This window comes from Sphingobium sp. KCTC 72723, assembly GCF_014280435.1.
Taxonomy (GTDB): Bacteria; Pseudomonadota; Alphaproteobacteria; order Sphingomonadales; family Sphingomonadaceae; genus Sphingobium.
Window position 1 is genome coordinate 4020075 of the sequence record NZ_CP060388.1, and the last position, 17662, is coordinate 4037736.

Annotated in this window: 19 protein-coding genes, 1 tRNA gene and 1 riboswitch; of the genes, 11 read left to right on the plus strand and 9 right to left on the minus strand. The window is 63.1% G+C overall.

The genetic code is table 11. From position 1 onward, the window contains the following. Positions 1 to 83: 83 nt before the first annotated feature. The 3 genes from SPBM01_RS19445 to SPBM01_RS19455 form a co-directional block, all read right to left on the minus strand. Positions 84 to 893, minus strand: a complete 810-nt coding sequence (locus SPBM01_RS19445) for an undecaprenyl-diphosphate phosphatase (protein WP_188063119.1) — start codon at positions 891 to 893, stop codon at positions 84 to 86. A gap of 44 nt (positions 894 to 937) precedes the next feature. Further along, on the minus strand, positions 938 to 1864 hold the full coding sequence (locus SPBM01_RS19450; protein WP_188063120.1) for a complex I NDUFA9 subunit family protein: 927 nt from the start codon (positions 1862 to 1864) through the stop codon (positions 938 to 940). A 212-nt stretch (positions 1865 to 2076) separates the two neighbouring features. After that, the gene (locus SPBM01_RS19455; protein ID WP_188063121.1) at positions 2077 to 2655 is read right to left on the minus strand and encodes a TMEM165/GDT1 family protein; all 579 of its coding nucleotides are present in this window, start codon (positions 2653 to 2655) and stop codon (positions 2077 to 2079) included. 99 nt (positions 2656 to 2754) lie between these two features. After that, positions 2755 to 2878: riboswitch (yybP-ykoY riboswitch) on the minus strand. 33 nt (positions 2879 to 2911) lie between these two features. On the opposite strand from SPBM01_RS19455, the gene SPBM01_RS19460 reads away from it, so the two are divergent. After that, on the plus strand, positions 2912 to 3328 hold the full coding sequence (locus SPBM01_RS19460; protein WP_188063122.1) for a DUF1801 domain-containing protein: 417 nt from the start codon (positions 2912 to 2914) through the stop codon (positions 3326 to 3328). A gap of 12 nt (positions 3329 to 3340) precedes the next feature. Here the strand turns inward: SPBM01_RS19460 and SPBM01_RS19465 are convergent, their stop codons facing one another. The 4 genes from SPBM01_RS19465 to yajC form a co-directional block, all read right to left on the minus strand. Continuing rightward, the gene (locus SPBM01_RS19465; RefSeq protein WP_188063123.1) at positions 3341 to 3742 is read right to left on the minus strand and encodes an Mth938-like domain-containing protein; all 402 of its coding nucleotides are present in this window, start codon (positions 3740 to 3742) and stop codon (positions 3341 to 3343) included. An 8-nt stretch (positions 3743 to 3750) separates the two neighbouring features. Further along, complete coding sequence (secF, locus tag SPBM01_RS19470; RefSeq protein ID WP_188063124.1) at positions 3751 to 4737, minus strand: protein translocase subunit SecF; 987 nt, start codon at positions 4735 to 4737, stop codon at positions 3751 to 3753. Positions 4738 to 4870: 133 nt separating this feature from the next. After that, the gene (gene secD, locus SPBM01_RS19475) at positions 4871 to 6469 is read right to left on the minus strand and encodes a protein translocase subunit SecD (protein WP_188063125.1); all 1599 of its coding nucleotides are present in this window, start codon (positions 6467 to 6469) and stop codon (positions 4871 to 4873) included. 8 nt (positions 6470 to 6477) lie between these two features. Beyond that, on the minus strand, positions 6478 to 6813 hold the full coding sequence (gene yajC / locus SPBM01_RS19480) for a preprotein translocase subunit YajC (RefSeq protein ID WP_188063126.1): 336 nt from the start codon (positions 6811 to 6813) through the stop codon (positions 6478 to 6480). Between the two features lie 199 nt (positions 6814 to 7012). Between yajC and SPBM01_RS19485 the strand changes: the two genes are divergently transcribed. Next, positions 7013 to 7089, plus strand: a tRNA-Pro gene (locus tag SPBM01_RS19485). Between the two features lie 110 nt (positions 7090 to 7199). On the opposite strand, the gene SPBM01_RS19490 is transcribed toward SPBM01_RS19485, so the two are convergent. Continuing rightward, positions 7200 to 7958, minus strand: a complete 759-nt coding sequence (locus tag SPBM01_RS19490; protein WP_188063127.1) for a reverse transcriptase domain-containing protein — start codon at positions 7956 to 7958, stop codon at positions 7200 to 7202. Between the two features lie 639 nt (positions 7959 to 8597). On the opposite strand from SPBM01_RS19490, the gene SPBM01_RS19495 reads away from it, so the two are divergent. Continuing rightward, on the plus strand, positions 8598 to 9152 hold the full coding sequence (locus SPBM01_RS19495; protein ID WP_188063128.1) for a glycoside hydrolase family 108 protein: 555 nt from the start codon (positions 8598 to 8600) through the stop codon (positions 9150 to 9152). A gap of 11 nt (positions 9153 to 9163) precedes the next feature. Continuing rightward, the gene (locus SPBM01_RS19500; protein WP_188065843.1) at positions 9164 to 9436 is read left to right on the plus strand and encodes a 3TM-type holin; all 273 of its coding nucleotides are present in this window, start codon (positions 9164 to 9166) and stop codon (positions 9434 to 9436) included. Positions 9437 to 9874: 438 nt separating this feature from the next. On the opposite strand, the gene SPBM01_RS19505 is transcribed toward SPBM01_RS19500, so the two are convergent. Next, positions 9875 to 10435, minus strand: coding sequence for a hypothetical protein (locus tag SPBM01_RS19505; RefSeq protein ID WP_188065844.1), 561 nt, complete (start codon positions 10433 to 10435; stop codon positions 9875 to 9877). Between the two features lie 318 nt (positions 10436 to 10753). On the opposite strand from SPBM01_RS19505, the gene rpsM reads away from it, so the two are divergent. The 7 genes from rpsM (at position 10754) to SPBM01_RS19540 (ending at position 17654) form a co-directional block, all read left to right on the plus strand. Further along, positions 10754 to 11122, plus strand: coding sequence for a 30S ribosomal protein S13 (rpsM, locus tag SPBM01_RS19510; protein WP_188063129.1), 369 nt, complete (start codon positions 10754 to 10756; stop codon positions 11120 to 11122). 78 nt (positions 11123 to 11200) lie between these two features. Continuing rightward, positions 11201 to 11590 carry a 30S ribosomal protein S11 gene (gene rpsK / locus SPBM01_RS19515; RefSeq protein WP_004208752.1) on the plus strand — a complete coding sequence of 130 codons (390 nt, stop codon included), beginning with the start codon at positions 11201 to 11203 and terminating at the stop codon, positions 11588 to 11590. 119 nt (positions 11591 to 11709) lie between these two features. After that, positions 11710 to 12774: a DNA-directed RNA polymerase subunit alpha gene (locus tag SPBM01_RS19520; protein WP_006967377.1), complete on the plus strand. Its 1065-nt coding sequence runs from the start codon at positions 11710 to 11712 to the stop codon at positions 12772 to 12774. Between the two features lie 176 nt (positions 12775 to 12950). Beyond that, positions 12951 to 13376, plus strand: a complete 426-nt coding sequence (rplQ, locus tag SPBM01_RS19525) for a 50S ribosomal protein L17 (RefSeq protein WP_188063130.1) — start codon at positions 12951 to 12953, stop codon at positions 13374 to 13376. A gap of 109 nt (positions 13377 to 13485) precedes the next feature. Beyond that, complete coding sequence (locus tag SPBM01_RS19530) at positions 13486 to 15657, plus strand: prolyl oligopeptidase family serine peptidase (RefSeq protein WP_188063131.1); 2172 nt, start codon at positions 13486 to 13488, stop codon at positions 15655 to 15657. Between the two features lie 31 nt (positions 15658 to 15688). Beyond that, entirely contained in the window at positions 15689 to 16333 is a 645-nt protein-coding gene (locus SPBM01_RS19535) for a hypothetical protein (RefSeq protein WP_262504270.1), read from the plus strand. Between the two features lie 64 nt (positions 16334 to 16397). Then, a complete protein-coding gene (locus SPBM01_RS19540) occupies positions 16398 to 17654 on the plus strand; it encodes a TCR/Tet family MFS transporter (protein WP_188063132.1) in 1257 nt (418 codons plus the stop codon). The last annotated feature ends 8 nt before the right edge of the window (positions 17655 to 17662 follow it).

A 17662-nucleotide genomic window follows, 5' to 3' on the forward strand; every position in this document is an offset into this window, starting at 1 on the left:
TTAGCTGACCAATTATCTTCCGTTTTAGGCCATAATTGCGAACTGATCGCAACTAGTGGGGATAAACAAAGGCCGAAACGGTCCTATCGCATTCCCAGCCAGATCAGCGCGGCAATGCCTGCAACGATTCGATACCAGGCAAAGGGCGCGAACCCATGTTTGGACACCAGCCCGACGAACCAGCGGATCACCAGCAAAGCAACGATGAAAGATACGACGAAGCCCAGTGCGATACTGTCCCAGCCGACGGCACCGCTCGTAATCCGGTCACCTTTTTTGAGCAGTTCCAGCGCCGTTGCGCCCAGCATCGTCGGGATGGCGAGGAAGAAGCTGAACTCCGCCGCCGTGCGCCGTTCCACGCCCAGCATCAGCGCACCCATGATCGTCGCGCCGGACCGGCTGACGCCGGGGATCATGGAAATACATTGAATGAGGCCGATGCCCAGCACGCGGACCACGGGAATGTCGGCGATGCCGTGAAACCGCTGTTCCTTTACCGCCCGCTCGATCAGCAGGATGGCAATGCCGCCGACGATCAGCGCCCAGGCGACGACCTGCGGCGCGCCCAGCAGAATTTCGATATAGTCATGCAGCGCCAGCCCGATGATGGCCGATGGAATGAAGGCCAGCACCAGATTGCGCAGGAACCGCCAGCTGACCGGCTCCCGCCGCAACAGCCCCATGCCCACTGCCCAGAAAGTGCGCCAGTAGAGGACGACGACCGCCAGGATCGCACCCAGCTGGATGATGACGTTGAACATCGCCCAGGTCGACGCATCATAGCCCAGCAACTCGCTGGCCAGAATAAGATGACCTGTCGAGGATACCGGCAGGAATTCGGTCAACCCCTCGACGATGCCCAGCAGGATGACGGTCAGATAATGCAGGTCCATGCGCCTCTTTCCTAATTCCTCCCCTTGCAGGGGAGGAGCGTATCTCAGGCGCTGGCACGTCCGGCAAAGCGGCCATGTTTGCGATAGCGTATCATCCATTTGTCGGCGACCGCGCCCATCGGCGTTGCCGTCACGCCCAGCGCGTCCAGCCCGTTTGCGCCGTCCGCCACGACATTGTCGCTGTCCAGCATGGCGAGTTGATCGCGGCTGATCGGCCCGCCCGGCAGCATCGCCAGCAGCGAGGCAAAGGCGCGGGGGACTTCGACCAGTGGCTTGTCCGGGCCGATCGCCTGGACGATCCAGCTGTTGATGGCCTTCATGGAAAGCACCTGCGGTCCGCCAAGCTCATAGGTCTTGCCGCCATGGACGCCGGGTGTTTCGGCAGCGTTCACGATCGCCTGCGCCACGTCGGCGACATAGACGGGCTGGAATTTCGTCGCGGCGCCGATGACCGGCACGACCGGGGCCATCTTGATGATGTCGGCGAAGCGGTTGAGAAACTGATCCTCCGCGCCGAAGATGATGGAGGGGCGGATGATCGTCGCGCCGGGGAAGGCGGCCTTTACGGCGGTTTCGCCTGCGGCCTTCGACCGGCCATAGGCGGATGCGCTGTCCGCGTCCGCGCCGATCGCCGACATATGGACCAGCGCCTTGACGCGCGCATCGGCCGCAGCCTGCGCGACATTGGCTGCGCCCTGATGGTGGAAGGCGTCGAAATCGCCTGCCAATATGCCGACCAGATTGATGACGATGCTGCTGCCCGTAATGGCGCGCGCTACGCTGGCGGGCTTGCGGATGTCGGCGGCGATGAACTGCACTTGCCCCAGCCCGCCGAGCGTCTTGACCCGCAGCGCGGTGGACGGATCGCGCTGGGCGATTCGCACCCGTGCGCCGCGCGCCAGTAGCGCCTGTGCGACCTGACGACCGACAAAGCCGCCGCCGCCGAACATCGTAACCAGATCGTCCTTCATCACCTGACCCATATCCGTTTCGAGAGGGGAAATACTGCCCCTTCCCTTGCCCCAGCCGCGCGGCGCTGACAACCGCTTAGAGGTTGTTTGAAAATGCGCGGAAGAACGCATTTTACAGCCGCACCGGCCCGCACCCCCACCCGGCCACCCATAGGATACTGCCGTAGGGTAGCCGGGTGGGGGTGCGGGAAGGCGCGTTCCCTAGCGCACGCTCACCCGATCCAGCCGGCAAGATCGGCGATCATCCACAGGCCAAGCGCCAGGAACAGCAACGCCGCGCCGACCTGCAACGCGCGCATCGGCACTTTTTTCGCCAGCGCTTCGCCGAACAGGACGGCGGGAATGTTGGCGACCATCATGCCCAGCGTCGTGCCAGCCGTGACCGCCAGCAAATTGTCGAAGCGTGCGCCCAGCGCGATCGTCGCCACCTGCGTCTTGTCGCCCATTTCCACCAGGAAGAAGGCGACCAGCGTGGTGACGAACACCCCTGCCTTCGACGGGGCTTTGAGCGGTTCGTCCTCGTCGAATGTGTCGGGGATCAGGGTCCAGGCGGCCATGGCGATGAAGCTGAATGCCACGGCATAGCGGAACCAGGGCTGCGTCAATATGCCCGCAATCGAATGGCCGACCAGCGCGGCGAGGAAATGATTGGCCAGCGTCGCGACCAATATGCCCATTATGATCGGCACCGGCTTGCGGAACCGGGTGGCAAGCAGCATCGCGAGCAATTGCGTCTTGTCGCCCATCTCAGCAAGAGCGACGAGGGCGGAGGAGGTAAGCAGGGCTTCCATAAGCGAATATCCGGGGCCGGGCGGAAGGTGATAGACGCAATGCCACCGCCGCTTCCCGCCCGGCCGGACAGAAAAGCGTCGATGCCATTGGTCTCGACCGACGCGAACCCTGTCGCGTCCCATATGCCACGGCCTCTCGGCCAAATATGTTGACATATGGTCCGTTTGGCCAAAGCAAATTTGCTCAGGCGAAACGGTGGGCTACTCCCCAGATGACGGGGCGGGCTTTAGGGCAGGCGAGGAAGGAAGGCAAGCCATGGGCAAGGATGGCAACAAGACGGTAGAGACGAACGCCGATGTCGCGGCCTTTCTGAGCGCCGTCGAACCGCCAGAGCGGCGCGAGGACGCAGCGCAGATTGCGGCGCTGATGCAGGCGGTATCAGGGCAACGGCCCCGGCTGTGGGGGCCGTCGATCGTCGGGTTCGGCAGCTATCATTACCGTTATGACAGCGGGCGGGAGGGCGACTCGGCCCGCATCGCCTTTGCCCCGCGCAAGGCGGAGCTGGTGCTGTATCTGTCGGGCGTTTCGGATGCGGACTGCGCGCCGCTGGGCAAGCATCGGCGCGGCGTGGGGTGCCTCTATATCAAGCGTTTGTCGGGCGTGGACATGGCCGTGCTGGAAGCGCTGATCGTGCAAAGCTGGCAGCATATGGCGCAAACCTATCCCGCCTGAACGACGGACGGATCAGAGCGGCAGCAGCGCCGCGACGATCCACCGTTCTTCGGCGCGCAACACGCCCCACGCGCGGGCAGCGGCGCGGCTGTCCATCACCTCGACCCCGAAACCCAGCGCTTCGATATGGCGCACGAAACTGCGCGGGGGCTGGCGCAGGCCAGAGCCAGTGCCGAGCAACAGAAATTCCGGGCGGGGATCGATGTCGAACAGGTCGCCCAGCGATTCGTGCGTCAGGGCGTCGATACTCGGCGCATCCTGCCACGCCAGCGCGCGCACCGGGCTGAGCAGCAGGCCGTTCGGGAATACATCGTCCCGAACGCGGAAGCCGCTGCCCTGAAATCCGGTGACGATCGGACCCTGTCCGCTATCGTCCCGGCGCAGTTCGATGCCGGTGCGCTTGCCCTCGCTCATGCGCTGGTTCAGGGCCGCGAGCCATCGTCGCGCGGCCCGACCCGTTCGGCCTGCGCCGCGATGTTGGGCTTGCTTGCCTTCTTTTCCGACGCCTGCGGGGTCAGGCCCAGCGAAATCAGCAGCGACGACGAGACATAGACCGACGAATAGGTGCCAACGATGATGCCCAGCATCATGGCAGCAGTGAAGCCACGCAGCACATGGCCGCCCAGCAGCAGCAGCGCGCCCAACGCGAGCAGGATCGTGACCGAGGTCATGACCGTGCGCGGCAGCGTTTCGTTGACGGACAGGTCGATCAGCGATTTCATGTCCATCTTGCGATATTTGCGCATATTTTCGCGGATACGGTCGTCGATCACCATCTTGTCGTTGATCGAATAGCCCACGATCGTCAGCACGGCGGCGATGATGTTGAGGTCGAATTCCAGCTGGGTAATGGCGAAGAAGCCCAGCGTCATCAGCACGTCATGGACGATCGCGACGAAGGTGGAGACGCCGAACTGCCATTCGTAGCGGAACCAGCTGAACACCGCGATGCCCAGAATCGCCAGCACGACTGCCAGCACGCCATTCTGGATCAGCTCGCCCGACACCTTGCCCGACACCGTGTCGTAGCGGGAGAAGGTGACGCCGGGGAATTGTGCGGTCATGGCGTTGCGGGTCTTTTCGACGACCGCGTTGGCCGCGCCTGCGCCGCCCTGTTCGGGAAGCGGCAGGCGAATCTGCACCGTCTTGGGATCGCCGAATTGCTGAAGCGAGCTTTCGCCAACGCCCAGCGTGCCGATGGTCGCGCGGACCTTGTCGGTTTCCACTGCCTGGGGAAATTTCGCTTCGATCATCAGGCCGCCGACGAAATCGACGCCCAGGTTCAGCCCCTTATAGGCCGTCGCGCCGACCGCGAGAACGGTCAGCAGCGCCGTGAGCGCGAACGCCCATTTGCGCATTGCGACAAAGCCGATGTTGGTATTGTCGGGGACGAGTTTCAGAAGTTTCATAGTCGTTACCTAATACCGTTCGGGCTGAGCGAAGTCGAAGCCTTCTGCTGAGCGGAGCGAAGTGGCTTCGCCTGCGGCTCAGCAGAACCCTTCGACAAGCTCAGGGCGAACGGACTGAGGAGTGGCGGTGCGATCATATATTGATGTCGGTCGGACGAGTGCGGCGCACCCAGTTCGCGACGATCAGGCGGGTGAAGGTGACGGCCGTGAACACGCTGGTCGCGATGCCGATCAGCAGCACGATGGCAAAGCCCTTGACCGGGCCGGAGCCGAGCGCGAGCATGATGCCGCCAGCAATGGCGTGGGTTACGTTCGCCTCGAAAATCGTGCGGCTCGCTTCCTTATAGCCATGTTCGATCGACTGGACGACATTGCGCCCGCGTCGCCTTTCTTCACGGATGCGTTCGTAGATCAGCACGTTGGCATCGACCGCCGTGCCGATGGTCAGCACGAAACCGGCGATCCCCGGCAAGGTGAGCGTCGCGCCCAACATGCCCATGACGCCAACGATCACCGCCACGTTGATGGCGACGGCCAGATTGGCATACATGCCAAAGCGGCCATAGCTCAGGAACATGAAGACAGCGACCGCAACGACCGCGACGATCGATGCGATCAGGCCCGCGCGGATCGAATCGGCGCCAAGGCCGGGACCGACGGTGCGTTCCTCCACCACCGCCAGCGCGACCGGCAGCTTGCCCGACCGCAGCGCGATGGCGAGCTGATTGGCGCTTTCGACCGTGAAACTGCCGCTGACCTGCGCGCTGCCGCCCAGAATCGGTTCGTTGATATTGGGCGCGGACAGCACTTTGCCATCCAAGATGATGGCGAAGGGGCGGTTGACATTCTGCGACGTCACCTGCCCGAATTTGCGCCCGCCAGACCCATTGAAGCGGATGTTGACGATCGCCTGATTGCTCTGGTCATAACCCTGCGTCGCGTCGGTCAGATCCTCGCCCGACACCATCACCTGACGCTTGACCGCGATGAACGGCACGCCCGACGGGTTGTTGGCATAGGGCAGGACTTCGCTGCCCACCGGCGCGCGGCCCTGCGCCACTTCGGACGGGTTGGCGCTGGTGTCGACCAGCTTGAATTCCAGCTTGGCAGTCTGGCCCAGCAAATCCTTCAGCGCCTTGGGATCCTGCAACCCCGGCACCTGCACGACGATGCGGTTGTCGCCCTGCTGCTGAATGGTGGGTTCGCGTGTCCCCATTTCGTCGATGCGCTTGCGGATCACTTCGGTCGCGACTTCCATCGCGCTCTTGACCGATGCGGCGATGCCCGCATCCGTTGGCGTGATGACGACAGTAGAGCTGTTCACCACTTCGACATTGAAATCGCGCTGGCCGGTCAGGGCCGCGCCCTGCGTCAACTGGCGGATGCGCTCGACGGCGGCATCGACCTGGCTCGGTTCGCGAACCATGAAGCTCAATTTGCCGTCGCGACTGGAAATGTCGCCGATCGCGATGCGGGGATCACCCCGGCGCAATTCGGTGCGGACCTGCTCCTCCATATTGACCAGGCGCTGCCTGGCGACATCCTGCGTCGATGCTTCGAGCAGCAGATGGCTGCCGCCCGACAGGTCGAGGCCAAGGTTCACGCGCGTCTGCATGAAGCCGGGCAGCTTCGAAACGGTCGAATCGGGCAGGAAGCTGGGGATGGCGCACAACACGCCGATCGCCAGCGGCAGGATGATCGCGGCGATCGCCCAGCGCGAAAAATTCAGCATGGCTGCGCTCAGTCGTTCGCGGGCTTGGCGCTGGTCGGGTCGATCACCTCGGTCAGGGTCGACTTGACGGCCTTCACCTTCACCGCCGGGGCCAGTTCGATATCGACATAAATGTCGTCGACCCGCGTCACCTTGCCGACAAGGCCGCCGCCGGTGACGACCTGATCGCCCTTCTTCACGGATTCGATCTTGGCCTTATGCTCCTTCAACCGCTTTTGCTGCGGACGGATGAGCAGGAAGTAGAAAACGACGAAGATGAGGACCAGCGGGGCCATCTGCACCAGAATTCCGGCACCGGAGGCTTGCCCGCCCGCAGTCTGGGCAAAGGCTGTCGATATGAACATGGTGGGACTTTCTTAAAGGAGCGGCGCCTTAAATTTCGTGGCCGCAAAACGTGGGGAACGCCCGGCGGATCAAGCCGGGGCGGCTACCACATATGCAGGCGGGGAGGCAATATGATTAGGGATTGCGCAGGCGCGGCAAAAGAACTGCATCGAATCCCTTGCAACTTGCTAAAGCTGCATCTATTGGGCGCCCTCCGGTCGGGACGTAGCGCAGCCTGGTAGCGCATCACACTGGGGGTGTGGGGGTCGGAGGTTCGAATCCTCTCGTCCCGACCAAATTTACCAGAAAAAGCAATGGGTTAAGTAAGCGTCGCTGCATCTAGCAGCGCCACCCATTAGCGTCGTCTAGCGCATATCTAGCAGCGCCATTGAAACGCCCCCCAAGGTTACGGAATGAGTCTCGTAAGCTGACTCTGATTCACACTTGCAACATACCCACATATGCCATGCTGTTGATATTCATTCCCTTCGAGGAAAGCCTCTTCCAGCTTATCCATACGTTCAGGAATGATAGCCATCGCGCCAGAGCCAAACTCAATATTGAAACTGATTACCGAGGCTGACGCAGGTTGCGTTTTGGTAGGGTTGAATGAGAAACTCGCCAAATGAGCGGCTGCGGTCAATTCAGCAATTGCAGATTGGACCAGCAACTCGCTGTCGCCTGAGACTGTAATATCGTCCATATAAACGGTGATTGCCATCCCGCCGCGCCGTAAGCGCTCTATGCATCGACCAAGGGCGGAGTGCGCCAGGACAATCGAAGCCATCAAGGGGGATTGGACGAATCCGAAAGGAAGGCTGAATGACCTTGCGGGAGAAGCCTTGTCCACAGTGCTATCACAGGCCATTTCCCACGCTTCGGCTTGGGTGAAACCGACCCGCTTCAAGGCCCGGAAAACCTTTCCTCGGCTTATCTGGTCAAAAAAGCGAAGCAGGTCTAACGAGCCAACCCAAAGCGCGTTGTGATGCAATCTTACTGCCGCAACATGGCCGCCATCACGTAGGTGAAAAAAGTTCTTTGGTGCCAGCCAGCGATTTTCAACGTCGCGCTTAATCCCGCGACCACGCGCTCGCCCCTTTGCGGTTGGGACATAAACGCGAGTGCCGGGCTTTAGCTGAAAATGATGGCCGTATAAATCTCGCATCGTAGTTGGTGACCTCGCCAAGGATCTTCATGAGCCAGTACGCGCCTTTCAGCGCGTTAGCCAGAATACCCGAGGCGAGGCCACAGTAACGAACGAAACGAAGTTTCATCTTCATAACCGTGGGTCCTTCACACTACCCTCGGCTGCCTTGCTCTCTCGCGCCAGTCACCAACCAAAGCAGCATCATGGTCAACTGTCATCCAGTCACCCATGTTGCTCCGAAGCAGTTTCCCGGATGTACCAAGTTGCCGCCGTGAAGAACCTCATACCGAGGGACACGCAACATGGGACGGCACCGAAACAACTTCAAGCCTCGATTTTCCGGAAATTTTCATTTTGGGGCAATTGCAAACTATGCCTGCCCCCATGTCCCGCGATGTTCCCAACTGCGAAGGGCAGCGACCACCTCAACCATGTCGTCAGCGGAAAGTGCGCGCTCTCCACCCCTGGCCACACATCGCGCTTAACCCATGCGTCAAACATGAGCGGAGTTAAGTCCCGTCACATCTCCGCTAATCTGTTTCGCGCCGCACAGTCTCCCCCAAATCCTATTTCGACCGGCCTGCCGGTTTTGCGCTGTCCTACATCCCGCGCCGTGGGATAAATGTTTTGCCTCATTCATGGACTGAGAGGCGCAGCATGGACATCATCACCCTGATCGACGAGGTTATCGCCCGCGAGGGCGGTTATAGCAATCATCCGGCGGATCGTGGCGGCCCGACCAACTGGGGCATTACCCAGGCGGTGGCGCAGGCCAATGGCTTTGTCGGCGACATGCGGGCGCTGCCCCGTGCAAGTGCGGTGGCAATTTATCGGCGGCTCTACTGGGACCAGCCGGGCTATGGCTTCGTTGCTGAAATGGCCCAGTCCATTGCCGCTGAACTGTTCGATACGGCCGTGAATATGGGCGTCGGCACCGCGACCGGCTTTCTCCAGCGGGCGCTCAATGCGCTCAATCGCAACCAGCAGGACTATCCCGACCTGACCGTGGACCGGGCGATCGGCGCGCGCACGCTGGCGGCGTTGCGGGCGTTTCGGGCGCTGCGCGGCAAGGCTGGCGATGCCGTGCTGCTCAAGGCGATCGAGGCGATGCAGGGCGAGCGTTATATTGCGCTGGCCGAAAGCCGCCCGGCGAACGAGGCGTTTCTCTATGGCTGGCTGGCCACCCGGATCGGCCAGGGAGTGGCGCGGTGACGGGTGGCGCGATGCATGGGGCGGAGAGCGGCGGCACCCCGCCTGACCTGTGGACGATGCGGGCGCGACCGACATTTCTCTATGTGATCTATGGCCTGCTGCTCTGGTCGATCCCGATGGGCCTGGTGGCCGGCGTGCGGCCGCAACTGGCAGCGGCGATCATTGCGGGAATGCGGGCCTATCTCGACGCGCTGCCCGAGCCGCTCTACGCGCTCTTTGGCACGGGCTATCTGGGCTATACCGCCGCGCGGGCCTGGGGCAAGGCGCGGGGCGTCGAACGGTAGCGGATGGGCGGGCCTGCCTGGCAGGAACCACAGCCATGAGAGGGGCCGCCGGGTCGAAGCCCGACGGCCCATCATGTGCATGGTCAGCGGCCGGAAGTGCCGCCCATGGGGGAATGATGATCGCGCTATCCTGTCTGTGCGACGGATCGGCCTGTATGTCGGCGATTGTCCGTCGTCAGGGCAGGATCGACGCCGTAGCGTCGCTCAGCGGCGCATTCCCCGACTGGACTTGACCGACCCCAATACTGAACCATGAGACATCGGATCACCTCCTTTCGCTAAGTTGAAAAGCCGTATGACCGCGTTTCCGACTTGCGCCTTCGTGCGGCCACGGAGAGCAGATTGAATCAAGCGCGTGACAGGATCAAGACTTGTAAAAATCTTTTTTGGAATCATACTTGCGCGTCGCCGATCGGGGCCGATGCGGCATGGCGCGCCTCAACCCCGGCAATCCTCCACCACGCGCGCCATTTCGGCCCAGGCGGGGACGATCAGTGGCGGTAGCCCCGTCGCTTCGATGGCGAATTTCCCCCGGCTATAGGCGATCTGGTCCAGCGTCGCGTCGGACGCGGCGCGCATGGCCAGCGTCTGCGGCGCAGCGGCGGGCGCTGGCGTGGTGGGCCAGCTGGTGGCACCATAGCTGGTGCGCAGGATCATTGCGCCCGTGCCGGTCCCGGCGCGGATCAGGCTGATGCGCCGCGCCGCCCGGTCGCAACGGATCGTCAGTTGCGGATCGGCCCCGTTCTGCCCGAACAGGGCGACCGATCCGGCGGGGTCGGCGCGATAGGTCCAGTTGCCGGGCGTTGCCGGGCGATATTGCCATTCGACGCTGGCGGGCGCGGGCGCGGGCGTGGCGACGGGGGCAGGCCGCGTCGTGACCGGGGACGGGGCGATGGGCCGTGGGGCCGCCGGGCGCGCCCGTTCCTGCGCCGGTCCCACGCAGGATCCAAGCAGGATGAGGAATGGGGCAGCGATGGACAGGGAGGGGTAAAGGCGCATCGCGCGTTCATGCCCAAGCCGGGCGCATTGCTCAACCGTAAAGGGGCGAATGGAGATGTGCGGCGGGGCGGATCCCATGCCATGGCATTTTGCCTGGCCCGGATGCACGAATGGGCGGAGCGATTATTGACAGGGCGCGGCCGAATCGGTAAGGCGCGGACATCCCGACACGCTGGTGAGCGGCAGTGCTTCGCGCACTGGCCGTCTTTTTTGCGTCCGGGGGTGAACATTGGCCGATGCCCCAATATCGGGGTCCGGCCTAGACGCTTTGAGATGGGGTGACGCCAATCGCCCCGTGGAGCAGGAGATTTAAGTAACATGGCACGTATTGCGGGTGTCAACATCCCGACCAACAAGCGCGTAATCATCGCGCTCACCTACATTCACGGCATCGGTCGCAAGACTGCCGTCGATATCGCCACCAAGCTGGGCATCGACCAGAGCCGCCGCGTGCAGGACTTGTCCGACGCCGAAGTGCTTCAGATCCGTGAAACGATCGACGCCGACCTGACCGTCGAGGGTGATCTTCGCCGCAACACGGCGATGAACATCAAGCGCCTGATGGATCTGGCCTGCTATCGCGGCCTGCGCCATCGCAAGGGGCTGCCGGTTCGTGGCCAGCGCACGCACACCAATGCGCGCACCCGCAAGGGTAAGGCGAAGGCGATCGCCGGTAAGAAGAAGTAATCGTTGAGGGTTTCAAGCCTTTTGGCCTGACCCTCCGGCGACTTCTCCTTTTAAACGATTTCAGTAGGATAGAGCATAATGGCACGCGAACCCCAGCGCATTAAGCGCCGTGAGCGCAAGAACATCTCGGCGGGCGTCGCACACGTCAACGCCAGCTTCAACAACACCATGGTGACCATCACCGATGCCCAGGGCAACGCGATTTCGTGGTCCTCGGCCGGCATGATGGGCTTCAAGGGCAGCCGCAAGTCGACGCCGTACGCCGCTCAGGTGTGCGCCGAAGACGCTGGCCGCAAGGCCGCCGAACATGGCGTCCGTACCCTGGAAGTCGAAGTCAAGGGTCCAGGTTCGGGTCGTGAATCGGCTCTGCGCGCGTTGCAGGCTGTGGGTTTCCACATCACCTCCATCCGCGACGTGACGCCGATCCCGCACAATGGCGTGCGTCCGTCCAAGCGTCGCCGCGTCTAAACACGGTTGCGCGATATGGCGGGCAGCGGACGCGCTGCCCGTTACCCGTCTGCATCGGCCGCAACGTCCTGTCGGGTCCAGGATGATAAGCGTTTCGGCCACATCCCCAGGGGAATTACATGACTGTCAACATGAAGAACTGGCAGGAATTGAAGAAGCCCAACGCCCTCGAAATCAAGCCGACCAGCGATGGCAAGCGCAAGGCGACGTTCGTTGCCGAACCGCTTGAGCGCGGTTTTGGCCTGACGCTCGGCAATGCGTTGCGGCGGGTTCTTCTTTCCTCGCTCCAGGGCGCGGCGGTCACCTCGATCAAGATCGAGAACGTCCTGCACGAATTCTCGTCGCTCGCTGGCGTGCGTGAGGACGTGACCGACATCGTCCTCAACATCAAGCAGGTTGCCCTGCGCATGGAAGGCGACGGGCCAAAGCGGCTCCAGCTGTCCGCGACCGGCCCGGCCGTGGTGAAGGCAGGCGACATCAGCGTCGTCGGCGACATCGAAGTGATGAACCCGGACCTGGTGATCTGTCACCTGGACCAGGGCGCAACGCTGAACATGGAACTGACCGCTGACGTCGGCAAGGGCTATGTCCCCGCCGTCGCCAACCGTCCCGCCGACGCGCCCATCGGCCTGATCCCGATCGACGCGCTCTATTCGCCGGTCCGTCAGGTCGCCTACAAGGTGGACAACACCCGCGTCGGCCAGGAACTGGACTATGACAAGCTGTCGCTGACCGTCGAAACCGACGGCACGGTAACGCCTGAGGACGCCGTGGCCTTTGCCGCGCGCATTCTTCAGGACCAGCTTCAGCTGTTCGTCCACTTCGAAGACGCGCTGCCCACCGCCGCCCCGTCGCAGGGTGGCCATGCGGTCGCATCGGCTTCGGAAGGCGAGAGCGACACCAACCAGATCAACCGCTATCTTCTCAAGAAGGTGGACGAACTGGAACTGTCGGTCCGCTCGGCCAACTGCCTCAAGAACGACAACATCATCTATATCGGCGATCTGGTTCAAAAGACCGAAGCCGAGATGCTGCGCACCCCCAATTTCGGCCGCAAGTCGCTGAACGAAATCAAGGAAGTGCTGTCGTCCATGGGCTTGCGCCTGGGCATGGACATCCCCGGATGGCCGCCTGAAAATATCGAGGAAATGGCCAAGAAGCTCGAACAAGAGCTGCTGGGCTGATCCTTATTCCCTCTCCGGGTTCGCCCGGAGAGGGGGGATAGCCGGACGCGCGAAAATGCTTCGTGTGACGGTGTGAACTTTGCCTGTTTTTTGGGCAGGGGTATCGGCAGCGCCCCAAAATCGCTGCCTGGTCTGGGCTACCTGAAACGGGCCTTTAACGAACGAAGGATGAAAATATGCGTCACAGAATGGGTCAGCGCAAGCTGCAACGCGCTTCGGGTCATCGTACCGCCCTGCTGCGCAACTTGGCCGCAGCGCTCATCAAGCATGAGCAGATTCAGACCACCACGCCCAAGGCGAAGGAACTGCGTCCCTACGTCGAAAAGCTGATCACGCTGGCGAAGAAGGGTGGCCTGTCCAACCGTCGTCTGGCCGATGCGCGCCTGAAGGACGATGCGCAGCTGATCAAGCTGTTCGACACGCTGGCCGAACGCTACAAGGACCGCAACGGTGGCTACACCCGCGTGATCAAGGCCGGTATCCGCGCTTCGGACGCAGCACCGATGGCGATCATCGAACTGGTCGACCGCGACGTCAGCGCCAAGGGCCAGGACAGCGGCCCGGTGCAGAGCGCCGATGAGGATGAATACGAAGCCGCATAATCGGTTTTCGCCGACAATGCAGTCCAGCCCGTAGCGGCTGGATGCTTTACCGACAGGCCGTGGCTCTATAGAGCCACGGCCTGTTCGTTTATGAAAGACGTGTGAGAGGATGCGCGCCACGGGCCGCCTGTTCCTGCTGCCGCTGTTGCTGGCGGCCAGCCCGGCCCTTGCGGGACCGGATGCCGCCGCCATCGCGGCGGGCGGGCAGGATTTGCGCTATCCTGCCGCCAGACGGCTGGAGCTGGTCGAGGATCATTTCGGGGTAAAGGTCGCAGACCCCTATCGCTGGCTGGAAAATGACGTGCGCGCCGACCCGGCGGTGCGGGATTGGGTCGATGCGGAAAACGGGCTGACCCGCCGCTATATCGACGGGCTGCCGGGGCGTGAGGCGTTCAAGGCGCGGATGCAGGCGCTGTTCGCCCATGGCCGCTACACTGTGCCGCGCAAGGCGGGCGGGCGCTATTTCTACGGCTATAACAAGGGATTGCAGAACCAGACGCCGCTCTATGTCCGTGACGGGCTGAACGGTGCGCAGCACTTGCTGATCGACCCCAATGACTGGGCGGGCGACGGGGCAAGTGCGCTGGCGGAATGGACGCCGTCGCCCGACGGCCGCTATCTGGCCTATGCAGTGCAGGAGGCGGGGAGCGACTGGCGCACATTGCGGGTGCTGGACGTCGACAGCGGCAAGACGCTGGAGGACCGGGTCGAGTGGGTCAAATTTTCGCAGACCGCCTGGGATGGCCGGGGAGAGGGCTTTTTCTATTCGCGCTTCGCAGCGCCCGCACCGGGCGAGGCGTTCCGTTCCTCCAGCGAAGGGCAGCAGCTATTCTACCACCGGATCGGTAGCCCGCAGGACGCGGATATACTGGTCTATGCCACGCCCGACCGCCCGGCATTGAGCCATCAGGCGCAAGTGACCAGCGATGGGCAATGGTTGCTCATCAACAGTTTCCAGGGGATCGACCCGCGCCGTGAAATCCAGATCGCGGCGCTCGACGGCGCGCCGGTTCGCCCGCGCCTGCTGGTGCGTGGTCCCGCGCAGGACTGGCGGCTGATCGGCAGCCGGGGGGCGACGCTCTATTTCATCACCGACGACCATGCGCCCCATCAGCGCATCGTGACGTTGGACGCCACGCGCCCGCGCCGGGGACCAAAGGAAGTGGTGCGCGAACGGGCCGACACGCTTGCGGGAGGATCGCTGGTCGGCAATCGCATGATCCTGGCCTATATGACGCAGGCGGAAACCGTGGCGGAACTGGTCGAGCTGGACGGGCGCAAGGTCAGCGACGTGCCGATGCCCGGTATGGGCACCGCGGCGGGCTTTGGCGGGCGCAATGGCGACGCGGAGACGTTTTTCAGCTTTTCAGGCTTCGTGACGCCGTCCAGCATCTATCGTTTCGATACCGCGACGTTGCAGAGCGAGTTGTTCGCGCGGCCCGACCTGCCCTTCAACCCCGATGATTTCGGCATCGAACAGCGGCTCTACCCTTCAAAAGACGGCACCCAGATCCCGATCACGATCATTCGCAAGCGCGTGCTGACAGACAAGGGGCAGGCTGCGCCGACCATTCTCTATGGCTATGGCGGGTTCAACATCAGCCTGACGCCGGGCTATTCGGCGACGCGGCTGGCCTGGCTGGAACAGGGCGGGGTCTATGCCATCGCCAACCTGCGCGGCGGGGGCGAGTTCGGCAAGGCATGGCATGAGGCCGGTCGGGGCGCGAACAAGCAGAATGTGTTCGATGATTTCATCGCAGCAGGCGAGTTTCTGAAAGCCAATGGTTACACCAGCACCGATGGGCTGGCGATCGAGGGGCGGTCCAATGGCGGGCTGCTGGTGGGCGCGGTGGTCAACCAGCGGCCCGACCTGTTCGCCGCCGCGCTGCCCGCCGTGGGGGTGATGGACATGCTGCGTTTCGATCGATTTACCGCCGGGCGCTATTGGGTGGACGATTATGGATCGCCAGGCAGCGCCAGGGATTTTCCGCTGCTCTACGGCTATTCGCCCTATCACAACATATTGGATGGCAAAGATTATCCCGCCATATTGGTGACGACGGCGGACACAGACGACCGGGTGGTGCCAGCGCATAGTTTCAAATATGCCGCCGCGTTGCAGGCCGCCAATGTCGGCGATCGTCCGCGCCTGTTGCGGGTCGAAAGCCGGGCGGGCCATGGCGCAGGCAAGCCGGTCGACAAGCTGATCGACGAATATGCCGACAGCTATGCTTTCGTCGCGCAATTCACGGGGTTGAAAGTGCGGGCGAAGCCGGACTGATCGTTCAGCCTTTCGACAGCCGGGCGCGGATATGGCTGCTTCCATCGCAGGAGATATGGGCATGACGGGCAAGACGCGCTGGATGACGGGATCGCTGGTTGGGCTGGGGCTGATGCTGGGCAGCATCGGTGCGGCGGATGCGCGGCCCCGTTACGATCGGGGCTATGACCGGGGCTGGGGGCATCATCATCGGGATCGCGGCAACGGGTTCGGCTTTGGCGATGCCGTGGGCGTAGCGGCGCTGATCGGCGCAGTGGCGATCGTGGCGTCGTCCATGGCGAAGGACAAGCAGGCACAGCGCGCCTCCGCACCGGCCGGAAACGATGATGCGCCGCCGCCGTCGCAAGGCACCGACTATGGCGTGGATGCGACGAGCGGCGTGCCGTCCGCCGATGATGATTTTTCCGATGTTGCGGCCACCCATGCCGATGAGGCGCAGATGACCGATGCCTGCGCCGTCGCGGCGCGTGATGAAGCGCAGGGGCAGGGCGGCTATGCCGAAGTGCGGCAGATGGACGCGCCGCGCGCGGTGCAGGACGGCTATAATATCGACGGACAGGTCGAAAGCCGCGCCAATTATCGTGCGGCAAGCGGCACCACTCGCCGCTTTACCTGCACCATCAAGGATGGCCGCGTGGCCGAAGTCTATCTGAGCCGGGACGTAGCGGCCCGCTGACGCGCGCGCCTTTCCGCAGGGATATGCTTGGCACGGGCAGGCGCGCCGGTTAGGTCCGGCGGCAATGACAATTGTTCCATCTTCTCGCCGCACCGCTGCGATTGCCTTCATTCTGGTGACGGCGTGGCTGGATGTCATGTCGATGGGCATCATCATCCCGGTGCTGCCGCAGCTGATCGAGCAATTGTCCGGTTCCACCAGCGCGGCGGGGCTGTGGAACGGGCTGTTCGTGGCGCTGTGGGCGGGGATGCAGTTTGTCTGTTCGCCGGTGATCGGGTCGCTATCTGACCGATTCGGGCGGCGGCCCGTCATATTGGTGTCGGTCTGCGGGCTGGCGCTCGACTATCTGTTGATGGCGGTGGCGCCCAACCTGTGGTGGCTGGCGGTCGGGCGCTTGCTGGCGGGAGTGACATCGTCCAGTTTCACGTCCGTCTTTGCCTATATGGCCGATATTACCGCGCCGGAGGAGCGCGCACGCGGCTATGGCCTGATCGGCGCGGCGTTCAGTGGCGGGTTCGTCGCCGGGCCGCTGATCGGCGGGGTGCTGGGCGAAGTGTCTTTGCGCGCGCCCTTCTGGGCAGCGGCGGGGCTTTCGGCGCTGGCATTTCTCTATGGGCTGATCGTGCTGCCCGAATCGCTGCCGCGCGAAAAGCGCATGGCGTTCAGCTGGCGGCGGGCCAATCCGTTCGGCGCGCTGCAATTGCTGCGGTCGCACCCGGAATTGTCCAGCCTGGCGACCGTTAATTTCCTGCTCTATTTCGCCCATCACCTCTTTTCGGCTGTGTTCGTTCTCTATGCGGGCGACCGCTATGGCTGGGGCGCGTGGCAGGTGGGGACGTTGCTGGCCATGGTCGGCCTGATGGACATGGGGGTGCAGGGCGTGCTGGTCGGCCCGGTGGTCAAGCGGCTGGGCGACGGGCGCACGATGGTGCTGGGGCTGGCGTTCGGCGCGATCGGTATAGCCGCCATGGGGCTGGCGCCGACCGGCTGGCTGTTTGTTGCAGCGATGCTGCCCAATGCGCTGTGGGGGTTGGCGATGCCGACGATCCAGTCGCTGATGACGCGGCGGGTGTCGGAAAGCGAGCAGGGCCAGTTGCAGGGCGCGAACAACAGCGTGGCGAGCATTGCGGGGATTATATCGCCCCTGTTCTTCGGCGGCGTCTATGCGCTGTCGGTCGGTAGCAACCCGGCACTGCCCTATATCGGCAGCGCGTTCCTGATCGCGGCGGGGGTACTGGCCGGGGCTGCCATGCTGGGGTGGCGCGCCGGGCGGCATGGCGATGATGCCCCACCGCTGGACAAGAGTGCGGCGGGACAGTAACCGGGCGC

Excerpts from the sequence above, each read along its gene's own strand:
- SPBM01_RS19490 (WP_188063127.1), bottom strand. The coding sequence starts at position 7,958 with ATGCGAGATTTATACGGCCATCATTTTCAGCTAAAGCCCGGCACTCGC.
- yajC (WP_188063126.1), bottom strand. The coding sequence starts at position 6,813 with ATGTTCATATCGACAGCCTTTGCCCAGACTGCGGGCGGGCAAGCCTCC.
- rpsK (WP_004208752.1), top strand. The coding sequence starts at position 11,201 with ATGGCACGCGAACCCCAGCGCATTAAGCGCCGTGAGCGCAAGAACATC.
- SPBM01_RS19520 (WP_006967377.1), top strand. The coding sequence starts at position 11,710 with ATGACTGTCAACATGAAGAACTGGCAGGAATTGAAGAAGCCCAACGCC.
- SPBM01_RS19495 (WP_188063128.1), top strand. The coding sequence starts at position 8,598 with ATGGACATCATCACCCTGATCGACGAGGTTATCGCCCGCGAGGGCGGT.
- SPBM01_RS19530 (WP_188063131.1), top strand. The coding sequence starts at position 13,486 with ATGCGCGCCACGGGCCGCCTGTTCCTGCTGCCGCTGTTGCTGGCGGCC.
- secF (WP_188063124.1), bottom strand. The coding sequence starts at position 4,737 with ATGAAACTTCTGAAACTCGTCCCCGACAATACCAACATCGGCTTTGTC.
- rpsM (WP_188063129.1), top strand. The coding sequence starts at position 10,754 with ATGGCACGTATTGCGGGTGTCAACATCCCGACCAACAAGCGCGTAATC.
- SPBM01_RS19450 (WP_188063120.1), bottom strand. The coding sequence starts at position 1,864 with ATGAAGGACGATCTGGTTACGATGTTCGGCGGCGGCGGCTTTGTCGGT.
- SPBM01_RS19540 (WP_188063132.1), top strand. The coding sequence starts at position 16,398 with ATGACAATTGTTCCATCTTCTCGCCGCACCGCTGCGATTGCCTTCATT.
- SPBM01_RS19455 (WP_188063121.1), bottom strand. The coding sequence starts at position 2,655 with ATGGAAGCCCTGCTTACCTCCTCCGCCCTCGTCGCTCTTGCTGAGATG.
- rplQ (WP_188063130.1), top strand. The coding sequence starts at position 12,951 with ATGCGTCACAGAATGGGTCAGCGCAAGCTGCAACGCGCTTCGGGTCAT.
- SPBM01_RS19505 (WP_188065844.1), bottom strand. The coding sequence starts at position 10,435 with ATGCGCCTTTACCCCTCCCTGTCCATCGCTGCCCCATTCCTCATCCTG.
- SPBM01_RS19465 (WP_188063123.1), bottom strand. The coding sequence starts at position 3,742 with ATGAGCGAGGGCAAGCGCACCGGCATCGAACTGCGCCGGGACGATAGC.
- SPBM01_RS19500 (WP_188065843.1), top strand. The coding sequence starts at position 9,164 with ATGCATGGGGCGGAGAGCGGCGGCACCCCGCCTGACCTGTGGACGATG.
- SPBM01_RS19460 (WP_188063122.1), top strand. The coding sequence starts at position 2,912 with ATGGGCAAGGATGGCAACAAGACGGTAGAGACGAACGCCGATGTCGCG.
- SPBM01_RS19445 (WP_188063119.1), bottom strand. The coding sequence starts at position 893 with ATGGACCTGCATTATCTGACCGTCATCCTGCTGGGCATCGTCGAGGGG.
- SPBM01_RS19535 (WP_262504270.1), top strand. The coding sequence starts at position 15,689 with ATGGCTGCTTCCATCGCAGGAGATATGGGCATGACGGGCAAGACGCGC.
- secD (WP_188063125.1), bottom strand. The coding sequence starts at position 6,469 with ATGCTGAATTTTTCGCGCTGGGCGATCGCCGCGATCATCCTGCCGCTG.